This window comes from Bradyrhizobium sp. Leaf396 (assembly GCF_001424605.1).
GTDB lineage: Bacteria > Pseudomonadota > Alphaproteobacteria > Rhizobiales > Xanthobacteraceae > Bradyrhizobium > Bradyrhizobium japonicum_C.
Genome location: NZ_LMQJ01000065.1, coordinates 15,365 through 29,730 on the forward strand (window position 1 = coordinate 15,365; position 14,366 = coordinate 29,730).

At 63.6% G+C, this 14,366-nt stretch carries 13 protein-coding genes and 1 pseudogene; 4 read left to right on the top strand and 10 right to left on the bottom strand.

Going from position 1 to position 14,366, the window contains the following annotated elements; all coding sequences use genetic code 11:
- Positions 1-2: 2 nt before the first annotated feature.
- The 7 genes and pseudogenes from ASG57_RS32905 to ASG57_RS32935 form a co-directional block, all read right to left on the bottom strand.
- Positions 3-956, bottom strand: a complete 954-nt coding sequence (locus ASG57_RS32905; protein ID WP_057199086.1) for a dihydrodipicolinate synthase family protein — start codon at positions 954-956, stop codon at positions 3-5.
- Between the two features lie 106 nt (positions 957-1,062).
- Positions 1,063-1,941: an SDR family oxidoreductase gene (locus ASG57_RS32910; RefSeq protein ID WP_024342496.1), complete on the bottom strand. Its 879-nt coding sequence runs from the start codon at positions 1,939-1,941 to the stop codon at positions 1,063-1,065.
- Positions 1,942-2,083: 142 nt separating this feature from the next.
- Positions 2,084-2,944 carry a MaoC family dehydratase gene (locus tag ASG57_RS32915; protein ID WP_057198967.1) on the bottom strand — a complete coding sequence of 287 codons (861 nt, stop codon included), beginning with the start codon at positions 2,942-2,944 and terminating at the stop codon, positions 2,084-2,086.
- Positions 2,945-3,168: 224 nt separating this feature from the next.
- A complete protein-coding gene (locus ASG57_RS32920) occupies positions 3,169-3,558 on the bottom strand; it encodes a Zn-ribbon domain-containing OB-fold protein (RefSeq protein ID WP_057198968.1) in 390 nt (129 codons plus the stop codon).
- A complete protein-coding gene (locus ASG57_RS32925) occupies positions 3,558-4,715 on the bottom strand; it encodes a thiolase family protein (RefSeq protein ID WP_024342493.1) in 1,158 nt (385 codons plus the stop codon). Before ASG57_RS32925 ends, ASG57_RS32920 begins: the two co-directional genes overlap by 1 nt.
- A 320-nt stretch (positions 4,716-5,035) precedes the next feature.
- Complete coding sequence (locus ASG57_RS32930) at positions 5,036-8,527, bottom strand: indolepyruvate ferredoxin oxidoreductase family protein (RefSeq protein ID WP_057198969.1); 3,492 nt, start codon at positions 8,525-8,527, stop codon at positions 5,036-5,038.
- A gap of 418 nt (positions 8,528-8,945) precedes the next feature.
- Positions 8,946-9,534 (bottom strand): annotated as a pseudogene (locus ASG57_RS32935) (trimeric intracellular cation channel family protein).
- A gap of 164 nt (positions 9,535-9,698) precedes the next feature.
- Between ASG57_RS32935 and ASG57_RS32940 the strand changes: the two are divergent.
- The gene (locus ASG57_RS32940; RefSeq protein ID WP_057198970.1) at positions 9,699-10,097 is read left to right on the top strand and encodes a hypothetical protein; all 399 of its coding nucleotides are present in this window, start codon (positions 9,699-9,701) and stop codon (positions 10,095-10,097) included.
- Between the two features lie 57 nt (positions 10,098-10,154).
- Here the strand turns inward: ASG57_RS32940 and ASG57_RS32945 are convergent, their stop codons facing one another.
- From ASG57_RS32945 to ASG57_RS32955, 3 genes are read right to left on the bottom strand one after another with little or no spacing between them, the layout of a single operon-like run.
- Positions 10,155-10,964 (bottom strand): isocitrate lyase/PEP mutase family protein, encoded by an 810-nt coding sequence (locus ASG57_RS32945; protein ID WP_057198971.1) that lies wholly within the window; start codon positions 10,962-10,964, stop codon positions 10,155-10,157.
- Positions 10,965-11,015: 51 nt separating this feature from the next.
- On the bottom strand, positions 11,016-11,366 hold the full coding sequence (locus tag ASG57_RS32950; protein ID WP_057198972.1) for an antibiotic biosynthesis monooxygenase family protein: 351 nt from the start codon (positions 11,364-11,366) through the stop codon (positions 11,016-11,018).
- Positions 11,367-11,390: 24 nt separating this feature from the next.
- The gene (locus ASG57_RS32955) at positions 11,391-11,699 is read right to left on the bottom strand and encodes an NIPSNAP family protein (protein ID WP_024342487.1); all 309 of its coding nucleotides are present in this window, start codon (positions 11,697-11,699) and stop codon (positions 11,391-11,393) included.
- A gap of 227 nt (positions 11,700-11,926) precedes the next feature.
- Between ASG57_RS32955 and ASG57_RS32960 the strand changes: the two genes are divergently transcribed.
- The 3 genes from ASG57_RS32960 (at position 11,927) to ASG57_RS32970 (ending at position 14,220) form a co-directional block, all read left to right on the top strand.
- A complete protein-coding gene (locus tag ASG57_RS32960) occupies positions 11,927-12,625 on the top strand; it encodes an ArsR/SmtB family transcription factor (protein WP_063997035.1) in 699 nt (232 codons plus the stop codon).
- Positions 12,626-12,765: 140 nt separating this feature from the next.
- Positions 12,766-13,773, top strand: coding sequence for an alpha/beta fold hydrolase (locus tag ASG57_RS32965; RefSeq protein ID WP_024342485.1), 1,008 nt, complete (start codon positions 12,766-12,768; stop codon positions 13,771-13,773).
- Positions 13,774-13,965: 192 nt separating this feature from the next.
- On the top strand, positions 13,966-14,220 hold the full coding sequence (locus ASG57_RS32970; RefSeq protein ID WP_024342484.1) for a GCG_CRPN prefix-to-repeats domain-containing protein: 255 nt from the start codon (positions 13,966-13,968) through the stop codon (positions 14,218-14,220).
- Positions 14,221-14,366: the final 146 nt, after the last annotated feature.

Genomic DNA, 14,366 nt, shown 5'->3' on the forward strand with positions numbered 1-14,366 from the left:
AACTAACCTGCGGCGCTGGATTGCGGGCCGAGATTGGCGCGCTTGTCGGCACGGGCGACGCGCGACAGCAGGTACTCGACCTCGGCCTTCGCCGCCGCCGTGATTGTCGCGCCGGGCTTGCGCTGGGCGCTGGAGGCAATGACGCCGCGCTTCTGCAGCACGTATTTGCGCACGGCAAGGCCCGCGCCGGGTTGCTGCTCATAGCGGATCAGCGGAAGATGCGCGTCGAACAGATCATGCGCGGCGTCGCGCTTGCCCTCCTTCGACAGCCGCACGACGTCGATCAGAAGCTCGGGGAAGGCGTAACCGGTCATGGCGCCGTCGGCGCCCCGCTCCATCTCGAAATCCAGGAACAGCCCGCCGTTGCCGCAGAGGATCGAGAGCGGCCGCAACGATCCGTCCTTCTGGAAGTTGCGAAGCGCCGAGATCTTCTCAAGCCCTGGCCAGTCCTCGTGCTTGAGCATCACGCAGTTCGGGTTGTCCATGACGATCTTGCGGATCACGGCAGGCGTGAACACCACCGACAGGGTCAGCGGATAATCCTGGAGCACCCAGGGCACGTCGGGGCCGATCGCCTCCGCGGCCTGCTTGAAGTAGCCGACAATCTGATCGTCGGTGCGAAGCGAGGGCGGCGGCGCGATCATGACGCCCGCCGCGCCCGCATCCATTGAAGCCCTCGCCAGCGAGCGCATGGTGGCAAAGCCCGGTGCAGAGACGCCGACGATCACCTGCATCTTCTTGGCGCGCTTGACGAAGCGCACCGCCACCTGCTCTGCCTCGGCAGCATCGAGCTTGGGGGCCTCGCCGAGAATGCCGAGCACCGTTACGCCGTCGCAGCCGACTTCCTCGTAGAAGTCGGTCAGGCGGTCGATCGAGCGCTCGTCGATCCGGCCATCGTCGTGGAACGGCGTCGGCGCGATTGCGAAAGTGCCCTTGGCCTCGGCGGTGAGTTTCATCGTCTTCCCTATCTCAATGTTCGTCATTCCGGGCGGCTCGAAGAGCCGAACCCGGAATCTCGATACTCCGGGTTCGTGCTTCGCACGCCGCGGAATGACGGGAAAGCTAAAACCGCCTCGCCCCCATCTTGATCTGCTCCTCGGAGAAGAAAATCTCCTTGGCGTGATCGACGATGTCCTGGGCCTTCCAGCCCGAATGCGGCGGCTTCCAGCCTTCCATTTCCATCATCCGCATCTCGCGCACGCCGCGCGGCCCGGAGACGCCCAGCACCTTGCCGGTCTGGTCACCCGACAAATCGCTGACCATGTATAGCACGGCCGGCGCGATGCCGTCCGGCCCCAGCGCCGCACCGGGGTTCTCCTTATAGCGGGGCAGGTCTGCGGTCATGCGGGTCAGGGCCCCCGGCGCCAGCGTCCAGATCCGGATGTTGTACTTCCGGCCTTCGATCGCCAACACGTTGGACAGGCCCCAGATCCCGCCCTTGGCCGCGCCGTAATTGGTCTGGCCGAAATTGCCGATCAGGCCCGAGGTCGAAGAGGTGTTGACGATGACGCCGCCCCCGTTCTCCCGCATCCAGCGAAACACCGGAAGGGTGCAACAGAAGGTGCCCTTCAGATGCACCTTGATGACCTTGTCCCAATCGGCCTCGGAGGCCTTGGCAAAGGTCTGGTCGCGCAGGATGCCGGCGTTGTTGACGAGGATGTCGGCGCGGCCGAAGTGCTTAATGGCATCGTCGAACACCGACTGACCGCCCTCCATGGTGGAGATGTCGGCCCCGTTGGCGACCGCCTTGCCGCCTTCCGCCGTAATTGCGTCCACGACCTGCTGCGCCATGGACTTGTCGGCGCCGGAGCCGTCTCGGGGCCCGCCGAGGTCGTTGACGACGACGGAGGCCCCTTCCCGCGCGAACAGCTTTGCGTAGGCTTCGCCGAGCCCGCCACCCGCGCCGGTGATCAGCGCAACCTTTCCGTCGAGTAGTCCCATGGTGGTTTCTCCCTGTTTTCTTTGTCATTCCGGGGGATCGCGCAGGGCTGAGCCCGGAATCCGGAACTATTAGCGCGAGATTCTCGGGTGCGCACTGCGCACCATAGTTCACGCATCGCGCGCCCCGGAATGGCGGAGAGCGCTAACCCAGGACCGTCTTGCCGTTCTTGATCACTGTGACGCCGCGCGACTCTACCTTGGCTTCGAACGAGATCACGTTGCCGTCTTTCCAGAGGTCCATGGTTACGGTCTCGCCGGGATAGACGGGGGAAGAAAACCGCGCGACGTGCTGGCGGAAAGCGCTGGCATCGTAGTCGGCATAGGTCTGGAGCACGCCGCGGCAGGTAATGCCGTAGGTGCACATTCCGTGCAGGATGGGGCGCGGGAAGCCGGCTTTCTTGGCAAACTCGGGATCCGAGTGCAGCGGGTTGCGGTCGCCGCAAAGGCGATAGACCAGCGCCTGATCGGGGCGCGTCGTGATATCGATGGTCTTGTCTGGGCTGCGCGAGGGAATCTTGTGCGGATCTGGCTGCGTCAGGTTCGGCCCGCCGAAGCCACCATCGCCGCGCGCGAAGCGCGAGGCGACCAGCGTTGCCAGCTTCTCGCCCTTCTCGTTCTTCAGTACGGTCTGGTGAACGATGACGACGCCCTTGTCCTTGCCCTTGTCGTAGACTTCGAGCACGGAGGAATCGGCGGTGATATTCGCTTCCACCGGCAGCGGCTGATGAAAGGTGATGTCGCGCTCGCCGTCGACAACCATGACGCGGTTGAGGTTCATCTCGCCCGGACCCGAGCCCCAGGCGGCCACGGACGCAAATGTCGGCACCACCTTCAGCGGTCGCGGCGTGTAGGCGCCCTCGTTGACGAAGGCGAGTTCCTTCTCATCCATCGGATCGGCGCCGAGCCCGATGCCGTAGGCGTAGAGCATGACTTCGCGGTCGGTGTAGGCATATTTCTGGCCGATGTTCTTCAGGCCCTTGAGTTCTTCATATCTGGCGGACATGTTGTTTTGTCTTCCTCTCCGAGTTTCTTATCCGCAGGCGGCGATGCCCGTTGATTGTGCCCTCTCCCCTTGTGGGAGAGGGCCGCACCGCCCTTGCAACAAACTCACTCGGGTGACGGTTGGCTCCGCAGTGACACTTCTCGTGTTGAGAGAGACCCCTCACCCGGCAGCCTTCGGCTGCCACCCTCTCCCACAAGGGGAGAGGGTTACACCTTGTTTTCGCGTCAGGCCGGCGTGAAGAACGGCAGCGGCGCGCCGTCGGTCGGCTTGAACACTACCTTCACCTTCTGCCCGATCTTCAGCTTTTCGAGATCGCAGTCGACGAAATTGGTCTGCACCGACGGCCCCTCCTTCAGCGTGACGTAGCCGATCGCGTAAGGACCGGTCGGCGACTTCCGCATCAGGCTGTAGGTGTAGATCGTGCCCTCGCCCGACGCTTCCTCCCACACCGTCTTGTCCGAGTAGCAGAACGGACAGATCGAACGCGGGAAGTAATGGGCTTCGCCGCACGCGGTGCAGCGTTTGATCATGAACTTGCCCTGCTTGGCGGCGTCCCAGAACGCTGCGGTCTCCGGATTCGTCACCGGGGCCGGATACTTCTTTGCTTCGCTCATCACACGCGCTCCAGAATGGCCGTCGACGCGGCGTGGCGGACACCGAGAAGCCCGCCAGTGCCGTGGGCGATGGCGAGATCGCAATTCTTGACCTGCACCTTCGGATGCGCCTCACCGCGCAGCTGGCGCACGGCCTCGAGGATCTTGGTCATGCCGCCGCGGTTGACGGGATGGTTGCTGCAAAGACCACCGCCGTCGGTGTTGAACGGCAGTTTGCCGACGCCCGAGATGAGGTTGCCGTCGGCGACGAACTTGCCGCCCTCGCCCTTCTTGCAGAAGCCGAGGTCTTCCAGCTGCATCAGGACTGTGATGGTGAAGCTGTCGTAGATGGAGGCGTACTTGATGTCCTTCGGCGTGATGCCGGCTTCCTCGAACGCACGCGGGCCGGACCAGACGCCGGCGGAGTATGTAAGATCGAGGTCCTTGCCGCCGCGCGGGCCCTTCATCGCCTCGCCGTGACCGATGAGCCGCACCAGCGGCTTCTTCAGGCTCTTGGCGATCTCGGGCGTCGTCACGATCATTGCGCCGCCTCCGTCGGAGACGACGCAGCAATCCATGCGATGCAAGGGATCGGAGATCATCGGCGAATTCAGGACGTCCTCAACGGTGACGACGTCCTTGAGCATCGCATGCGGATTGTACTGCGCGTGATGCGAGGCCGCGACCTTGATCCAGGCGAGCTGCTCGCTGGTGGTGCCATAGTCGTGCATATGGCGCATGGCACACATGCCATAGGCATTGTGGGTGGTCGCGCCGTAGGCGGTCTCGAAATCGGCTTCGGCGCCCTGCGCCCGCGGCGGCATCGCGCCGGTGCGCGGCTTGCCGGCCAGCGTGATCAGCGCGATCGAGCATTTGCCCGCCGCGATCGCCTCGGCGGCATGGCCGAGATGGATGATGTAGGAACAGCCGCCGGTCTCGGTGGAATCGACATGGCGGAGCTTCTTGGTGTTGAGGCCGAGATAATCGACCATCGGCCAGGCGCCGCCGGGGGCATCGCCCGCGCAGAAATAGCCGTCGATGTCGTCCTTGCTGATCCCGGCATCCTCGATCGCGCCCTTGGCGACCTCGGCGTGGAGCTGGGCGGTGGATTTGTCCGGCGCATGCCGGGTCGGGTGTTCGTAGATCCCGGCGATGTAGGCCTTGCCCTTGATGGTCAAACTTCAGGTCTCCGCTCGCGTTTCTTGTTGCGTGGTTTTTCTGAACCGCGGTGGGCTGATTGGCAAGCGTGGAAATATTCCGCCCCGCGAGAGGGCAGCGAGTGGGCGCAAGTGGAGAGGTTCTCGCCGGCCTCCGCGTCGTCATTGCGAACGGAGCCGCCGATCATCCATTCTGCAAAACAACCCCATGCACAGTAGAACGGTGGTTGATTTCACACGGGAATTCTTCGGTGGGTTAGCTGAAGGCGTGACCACCTCTTGGCTTTCCGCGTGGACGGAGAAGTGGCTGTCTACGGAGCTAACCCACCTACGAGACTGCCCTACTCCGCCGCGATCTGTCTGGGCGCAGGCGGCGGGGTTGCCAAGTCCGCCGCGAGCTGGGCGTAGCGAGCCTTTGCATCCGCCACCGCCTTCTCCTTCACCGGGCCGTAGCCGCGGATGCGATCAGGCAGCGAGAGCAGTTCGACCGCGGTGTCGATCGTCACCGGCGATAGGAGGCCGAGCACGGTGGCGACATCCTTCTCGTAGCCGGCGATGAGGTCGCGCTCGAGCTTGCGGTCGGCGCTGCGACCGAAGACGTCGAAGAGGGTGCCGCGCAGGAACTTGAACTTTGCCAGCACGCGGAAAACGTTCAGCATCCACGGGCCGAAGGTGCGCTTCTTCGGGCGGCCGAGGGCATCGACGCCACGCGCCAGGATCGGCGGCGCCAGGTTGAAGTTGAATGTGAAGTCGCCCTCGAACTGCTCGCGGAGCTGCTGTTCGAAGGCGCCGTCGGTGTAGAGACGCGCGACTTCGTACTCGTCCTTGTAGGCGAGCAGCTTGGCATAGTTCACCGCGACGGCGCGCGGCAGCGCGTCGCCATAGCCGCCCTTCACCGCGGCATCTCGGACTTGGTCGACCAGCTTGCGATAGCGCCTGGCGAGACGGCTGTTCTGATATGCCGTGAGATGCTTGGCGCGATGCTCGATGACCTCATCCAGCGTCATCGCGTCCAGGGTCTTGGGCGCGACCACCTCGTCCGTCCCCTTGAGCATGTCGGAAAGTCGCTTCGGATCGGCGACCGCGAGGCGGCCGAGGCGGAAAGCTTCCTTGTTCATCTTGATCGAGACACCGTTGACCTCGATCGCTTGCTCGATGGACTCCGCCGAGAGCGGGAAGAGACCCTTCTGATAGGCGTACCCCATCATCATCATGTTGGTGGCGATGGCATCGCCGAGGAGCTGCTCGGCCGGCTTGGTGAAGTCGAAGAAGACGGAGTCCTTGTGGAGCGCGGTCTCCAGCAGCGCGTGCAGCTTCCGAGTCTGGAAGTTGAAATCGCGGTTGAGGACGAAGTCGGCGGTCGGAATGACATGGCTGTTGATGATGCCGCGGGTGCGGCTGGTGTCGCAGAGCGAGATCGTGTCCTTGGCGACCGCGACCACCTCGTCCGCGGCAAGCACGAGGTCCGCCGTACCGGTGACGATGCGCGAGCAGGTTACCTCCGCGGGATGATCCGACAGGCGAACATGGCTGAGCACGGCGCCGCCCTTCTGCGCCAGGCCCGACATGTCGAGGATCATCGAAGCCTTGCCCTCGATATGCGCGGCCATGCCGAGCAGCGCGCCGATGGTGAGAACTCCGGTGCCGCCGACACCGCCGACTGCGATATTGTAGGGCTTGTCCAGTGTGGGCCGCGAGGCCGGCTCCGGCAGCTCACCGATGTCGGCGAGTTCCGCGGGTGCGCGGTGGCGCGGCTTGCCTCCGTCCACGGTGACGAAAGACGGGCAGAAGCCCTTCAGGCACGAATAATCCTTGTTGCAGGACGATTGGTTGATGGCACGCTTGCGGCCAAACTCGGTTTCCAGCGGCTCGACCGAAATGCAGTTCGACTGCACCGAGCAATCGCCGCAGCCTTCGCAGACCGCGGGATTGATCATGACGCGGCGCGCCGGATCCTCCATCAGGCCGCGCTTGCGGCGGCGGCGCTTCTCGGCCGCGCAGGTTTGCACGAACAATATCGCCGAGGTCCCCTTGAACTCGCGGCACATCTTCATGACGTTCTGGAGCTCGTCGCGATGATATTTCTTCACGCCGGGCGCAATGGTATCGGCCGGATAGGCATCGGGCGCCTCGGAGACCAGATAGATCTCGCGGATGCCTTCGGCGTGGAGCTGATGGGTGATCTGTTGCGGCGAGAGATCGCCGTCATGGCGCTGGCCACCGGTCATGGCGACGGCGTCATTGTAGAGGATCTTGTAGGTGATATTGGCCTTGGAGGCGACCGCCTGACGGATCGCCAGAATTCCCGAGTGGAAATAGGTGCCGTCGCCGAGATTGGCGAAGATGTGGTTTTCGTTGGTGAAGGGCGCGATGCCGACCCACGGCACGCCCTCGCCGCCCATATGGGTGAAGGTCTCCGTCGAGCGGTCCATCCACAGCGCCATGAAGTGACAGCCGATGCCGGCAAGCGCGCGGCTTCCTTCGGGGACCTTGGTCGACGTGTTGTGGGGACAGCCGGAGCAAAAATACGGCGTGCGGGAGACGGGCGCAGTCGGGATCATCTGCGACGCCTGACGGCCGTTGAACCAATCGGCCTTGGCGCGAAGCATCTCCGCAATCTCGGGGTTGAGATCAAGCCGGAGCAGACGCTCGGTGAGCGAGGTCGCAAGTGAAGCGACGCTGAGCTCCGCGGCGAAGGTGAGGAAGCGCTTGTCGTGCTCGTCCATCTTGCCGACGATGCGCGGGCGGACGTCGTCGCGCCAGTTGAACAGCACCTGCTTGACCTGGTTCTCGACGATCTCGCGGCGCTCCTCGATGATGAGAATCTCCTCGAGACCGACGGCGAATTGATGCACGCCTTCCGGCTCCAGCGGCCAGGGCATCCCGATCTTGTAGAGGCGCAGTCCGATCTTGGCGGCGACCTCCTCGGTAATCCCGAGCTCGCGCAACGCCTGGCGGACGTCTTCGTAGCTCTTGCCCGACGCCATGATGCCGAAGCGTGCGTTCGGCGAATCCATGGTGATCCGGTTGACCTTGTTGGCGCGCGCGAAGGCGATGGCGGCAAAGCCCTTGTAGTCCTGCAGGCGGCGGTCCTGCTCGAAACGGTCGTCGGGCCAGCGCAGGTTGAGGCCGCCGGGCGGCAGCTCGAAGTCGGTCGGGATGATGAAGGGCTTCATCTCGTCGCTGAGATCGATCTCGGCGGTGGTCTCCACCGTCTCCGTGATCACCTTCATGCCGACCCAGCAGCCGGAATAGCGCGACATCGCGATGCCGAGCAGACCCATCTCGATCATCTCGTGGATGCTCGAGGGATAGAGATACGGCATCAGTGCAGACATGAAGGCGTGGTCGGACTGATGCGGGACAGTCGAGGACTTTGCGCCGTGGTCGTCACCGGCGAGGCACAGTACGCCTCCGTTCCTGGCCGAGCCGGCGGCATTGCCGTGGCGGAACACGTCGCCGCAGCGGTCGACGCCGGGGCCCTTGCCGTACCAGATGCCGACGACGCCGTCGTACTTGGCGCCGGGCGAGAGGTTGAGCTGCTGCGATCCCCAGACGGCGGTGGCCGCCAGATCCTCGTTCACGCCGGGCTGGAACTTGATGTTGTACTGTTCGAGGTGCTTGCGCGCGGCGAAGAGCTGTTGGTCATAGCCTCCGAGCGGCGAGCCGCGATAGCCGGAGATGAAGCCGGCGGTATTGAGGCCATTGGCGCGGTCGCGCCGGATCTGCGCCATCGGTAAGCGCACCAGGGCCTGGATGCCGGTGGTGAAGACGTGTCCCGTCTGCTGGGTGTATTTTTGATCGAGACTGATCGGACCCTGGTTTATGCCCATGCTGTCCTCGCTACCGCCCTGTTCAAGTCTTGCCGACTTAAGCCGTTGCCTTCCCGTTGTTTTTAGCTAGGGCGCGCCGACCACCGCCGCCACTCTATGTCGGATATTTCATGATCCGCACCACAAATCTGGACCGAAGGACGCGCCGGGCAAAAATCGCAACTTCGTGGCCCGAAACACGCCGGGCGTTTTCAGTTTGTGTCACAATACCCCCGCCGCCGCGAAATGAACGGACATCCCCATCGTGCGGGTGACGGCGATTGGTCGCAGGGAAGGTCCCTCGACCGGACGATTCTGACTAGCTTGGCGCTTGCGGGCCCGACGTTGTGCAGTGCGGTTGCAGAGGTCGCGGATGGCAGGAGGAAACCGCCATGACGCTGTAGATGGCATGGCTCCGACATTCCAAGTGAGCGAAGCGCTAACGCTCGTCTCCCGTAAAGACGAATTTCGGCATTTCCCATTTGTAGCGCACCGCGAGCAGGCGGAAGCTGAGGCCGAGGACGAAGGTCAAAATCGTCCAGAGTTCGGCGTTGAGATTGAGGCCGAACGCCGTCGCATAGAACAACCCTGTCACGACCGAGACGCTTGCATAGAGCTCGGACCGAAACAGCAGCGGCACATCGTTGCAGAGCACGTCGCGCAACACGCCACCGGCGCAGCCGGTCACCATGCCCGAGACGATCACGATCGGCAGCGAGGCATCCATCTACCAGCCGACGTTGCAGCCGATCATGGTGAACACGACGAGCCCGATGGCATCGAGCACGATGAAGGCGAGGTGCAGCCGATGCACCAGCCGCGCGATCAGGATGGTCAGCAGCGCCGCTCCACCCGGCAGTGCGAGGTAGATTGGATTGGCCACCCAGACCAGCGGATAGTGACCGAGAAACGCCGACATAGTCCATGCTGCGCCGGCCCGCGGCGAGCGCCGCCGTCATCCCCTCCGCAGTGATGGCGACGAGTGCCAGAACATGCAGCACGCTGTCGGTCGGCGGCAAGCTCCACATCGGTTGTTCCCCTTCTCCGGACATGGAACTTGGGCGCAGTTCCTGCCGAACGGGTTCCCGATTCCCCACAGATCAGCAACATGCGACGAAAGCATAAGGTGGCGCGGAACGGAATGTCGCAGCTAAGGGTTGTCTTGCCGTCATAACCCGAGGAGATCCAATCGATGGCTGACGACCGTTTTCCCAACGATCCGTACCGCCCGAACCTCGCCGATGATGAGTATTCTCGCACGGCGCGCCGGGATACCGACCTTCAGGCCGATCCCCAACTTGGCGAAGGCCCTGCTTCCAGCGGCAAGATCGCGGTGTTTGCAGTGGCGATCGCCCTGGTGCTGGGCGCCGTGTTCTACGGCCTGAACAATACCAGCACGACCAATCAGGCCAGCAACACGCCGGCCTCGCAAACCGCTCAACAGGCGCCTTCCAATCCGGCTGCACCTCCCGGCATGCGAGACGTGACGCCGCGGAACAACACCGAGCCGGGCGTAACGACGGGTGCTGCACCGAGCAGGCCGGCTGCCCCGGCGCCGGAGTCGCAGACGCCGCCTGACGGCGCGAAGTGACAGTTTCAGTGAGATGGGTGAGCGGCGGGATGCAAGGTCCCGCCGCTTTTCGTTTGCCTAGCTGAACATCTTGTTGAGTTCGCCGCCAGGATAGCCGCTGCCAAGCTCGGTGAACGTTCCCTTCTCGGCCATCTCCTTTGCGGCGCGCATGAAGCCGCCCCAGGCGACGCGGGCGAGCGAGCCTCCTACACTGATGCGGCGCACGCCGAGATCCTGGGCTTCCTGCAGGGAGAGCCCGGACGCGCCGATCAGGAGATTGAACGGCTTGGGATGTACCGCCTTCACCACCGCAGCGATGTCTTCGCGGCTCTTCAGACCCGGCGCGTAGAGACAGTCGGCGCCGGCATCGGCGTATGCGGCCAGCCGATCGATGACGAGCGTAAGGTCGGTGACACCCCAGAGATAAGCCTCGCATCGGCCGACCAACAGCGTGCCACTGTCGCCGATCGCCTTGCGCGAGGCCTTGATGCGTTCGGTTGCGAGACTGTGGTCATAGAGCGGATTGTTCTTGTCTCCGGTTGAATCTTCGATAGACAGGCCCGCGACACCGGTGCGCACGCAGCGCTCGACATTGTCGGCGACCCTGTCCGGCTCAACCGCAAAGCCGCCCTCGAAATCCGCATTCACGGGAATGTCGACCGCCGAACTCAATGCTGCCAGATGCTGACAGACGTCCTCGACGGTGACGTGATTGTCGGCCTTGCCGATGGTCCAGGCAAAGCCCGCGCTCGATGACGCGATCGCCTTGAAGCCGAGATGCTGCAGCGCTTTGGCGCTGCCGACATCGACCGGATTGGGCAGGATGAAGCAGCCGCTCTCGTGCATCTTCCTGAACGCCGCGCGCTTGTCAGCAGTTGTCACATGCATGAATCTCTCCCTCGTTGGCCGCGCAGACATAGGCGCGCGTTTTCAAGTGCGCTAGTGCGCATCGTGCACCGCGCGGCTGTCCTTCGGCGCCTGCTCACGATCGGTCATGCTGTAGTCACGAACGACGCTCGCAATGCGCAGATGATAGTCCGAGAAGATCTTGGCACGGCCTTTCGCCTGCGTGCGGCGATGCTCCATCGTGTTGCGCCAAGCCTCGACCGCTGCCTCATCCCGCCAGAACGACACCGATAGAATCTTGCCCTTCTCGCTCAGGCTCTCGAAGCGTTCGACCGAGATAAAGCCGTCGATGGTTTGCAGCAGGGGCTTCAGATCCGCCGCAAGGTCGAAATAGTCCTGGCGATGTTCCGGCTTGGGCCAGACCTCGAAGATCACGGCGATCATAGGCGTCTCCTGCTGTTGGTTGGCCTACAATACCACCTTGCGCAGGAATGTGCGCTCTTCGGCGAGGATGAATTTCTCAGACTCGGCAAAATTGAAGTTTGCCATGCCGTCGAGATCAACCCGCAGCCGTTTGCGATAGGCCTCGTAGGCCGCCAGGCTTTCGAACGAGATCAGGGCGGACGCGATGTTGTTGGTGCCCTCATGCGGCATGAAATAGCCGATCAAGTCGCCGCCGCATCGCGGGATGATGGTAAGCCAGCGCTTCGAATATTCCTCGAATTGCGCCCGCTTGAAGGGATCTAGCTGGTAACGGATGAACACGGTAACGGACATGGGGTTCTCCTCGTTGCTCCGTCATTGCGAGCCAACGGGTCCGCGCGAAGCGCGGCCCGATGACAGGCTTCGCGAAGCAATCCAGGAATCCCTCCGCTGGGACAGTCTGGATTGCTTCGTCGCCAGTGCAAAATTGCTTGGCAATTCTGTCACGGGTTGCTCGCAATGACGACTTGAGTGAGGACTACGCGCTTGCCTCGCTACAATGCTTCGCCTATCATCGAACTATGAAAGCAGGCCCAGACATCGCCATGGTCGCCTCGTTGGTCGGCGACCCCGCCCGCGCCAATATGCTGACCGCGCTGATGAACGGCCGCGCGCTCACTGCGAGCGAGTTGGCGCAGGAGGCCGGCATCACACCGCAGACCGCGAGCTCGCATCTTTCGAAGCTGGAGGCAGGCGGCCTCGTCGCGCCGGAGAAGCAGGGCCGGCATCGCTACTACCGCCTCACCGACGACGACGTCGCCGGCGTGCTCGAGGGGCTTGCGGGACTTGCCGCGCGCACCGGCCACATGCGGGTGCGTACCGGACCGAAGGACCCGGCGCTGCGGCGCGCGCGGATTTGCTACGATCACCTCGCCGGCGATCTCGGCGTGCAGATGCTGGACTCGCTGCGACAGCGGCAGCTGGTCAGGCAGAAGAAACTGGACATCGAGCTCACCACCGAGGGGGCGCGTTTCCTTGCCAAACATCTGCAGATCTCCCCCGACATGCTCAGCCACCCGCGCCGCCCGGTTTGCAAGGCCTGCCTGGACTGGAGCGAGCGGCGTCACCATCTCGCCGGCATGCTGGGCGCGACCCTGATGCAACGCTTTGCCGAGCTGAAATGGGCCACGCGCGATGCCACGCCGGGCAGCCGCGTGGTGAATTTCACCCGTATCGGCGAGAAGCAATTCGCCGCGCTGTTCGGGAATGGGCGGGACTGATCACGCGAGCCCTCGCGACGGCACACAATCCCGTGTGAACTCCTCCTCTCGTCATGGCCGGGCTTGACCCGGCCATCCACGTCTTTATTGCGGCTGGCACGTGGATGCCTGGGACGAGCCCGGGCATGACGGAGATTTTGATGAACCGCATCTTCTCGACTGCACTTGCTGCCGTCCTCTTCAGCATCCCGCTTGCATCCCACGCCGCCGATACGAAGCCTCGCGAGCCCTATGGCATCGCGCTCGAAGGCTTCGCCTATCCCTACCCCGTGCATTTCATCCCGGTCGTCAACGACGGCGAGCCTCTCAGCATGGCCTATATGGATGTCGCCGCGGCTCAGCCGAACGGCCGCACCGTGGTGCTGCTGCATGGGCGCAATTTCCCATCGAGCTACTGGGCGCCTGTGATCGAGATGCTGAGCGAGGCGGGTTATCGCGTCGTGGTTCCGGACCAGATCGGCTTCGGCAAATCCTCCAAGCCGGCGGGCGAGCTGCACTTCGACAATCTGGCGCGCAACACCATGGCACTGCTCGATCATCTCAAGATCGACAAAGCCGAGATCGTCGCCCATTCGCTTGGCGGCATGCTGGGCGTGCGCATCGCGCGGGCCTACCCGAACCGCGTTGCCCATCTGGTGCTGACCGCGCCGATCGGACTCGAGGACTACCGCCTCTACGTGCCGCCGACGCCGACAGAGAAGATGATGGAGACCGAGGACAAGCTCACGGCGGAGGGCTACCGGAAGCAACTCCAGACCAACTACGCGATCAAGCTGCCGGCGGACGCAATCACGCCGTTCATCGATGCCCGCTTCAACATCAAGGGCAGCCCGGATTATCCGCGCTGGCTGCGCGCCTTCGTCAGCTCCGGCCAGATGATCTACCGCGAGCCGGTCGCGCACGAGATCCCGCTCATCGCGCTGCCGACCCTGTTCATCATGGGCGCCGACGATCACAATGCTCCCGGCCGGCCGCTCGCGCCGGAGGCGCTGCGGGCCAAGATGGGGCAGAACGCTGAACTGGCGAAGATGCTGGCCGCGACGATGCGGAATGCGCGGGCGGAGGTAATCCCGGACACCGGCCATCTCGTCTTCCTTGAGGCGCCGGAGAGGTATAGGGAGCTGGTGCTGGGCTTTCTCGGCCGCTAGCGCCGCCGACGTCGCCTGAAGCCGCATGCGGAGAACGTTCATGCCGCATTCAGGTCATGATTGGCAGGTTTGGATCGCTACGTGTCGGCATGTTGCAGGATTTTAACGTGTCGAATCGTGTCGCTTGATTCATTGTGCGCCAGAAGCGCCATGCCCCTGTGCCTGCCTCAAAGGACAAGAAGGAAGAATTCAATGAAATACCTGTTTGCCGCCGTCATGCTCGCAAGCGCGGCCGTGGTCGGTTTCAGCGAAGCTGCCAGCGCAGCTGAAGGCTGCGGCCGAGGGTTCTATCGCGGTCCTTACGGTAATTGCCGCCCGATGCGTGGCGCTGTGGTCGTGCGCCCGGCACCCGTGGTGATCGCCCCGGCACCGGTCGTCGTGGTGCCGCGCGCCCGCGTGTGCCCCTACGGCTTCCGCTGGTACGCCGGTCGCTGCCGCCCGTTCTGATATCCCTCCATTTTCGTTGCAGAATGGCCGCGCGGCGGGAGCCTGCGCGGCCTTTTTTGTGGGTGCGGCCCACGGCCCATCCGCCGTTGAACTGACGCGCGTCGGAATCGAAAGAGGACCGCCAGTGGCGATCCCCATCCAGTCCT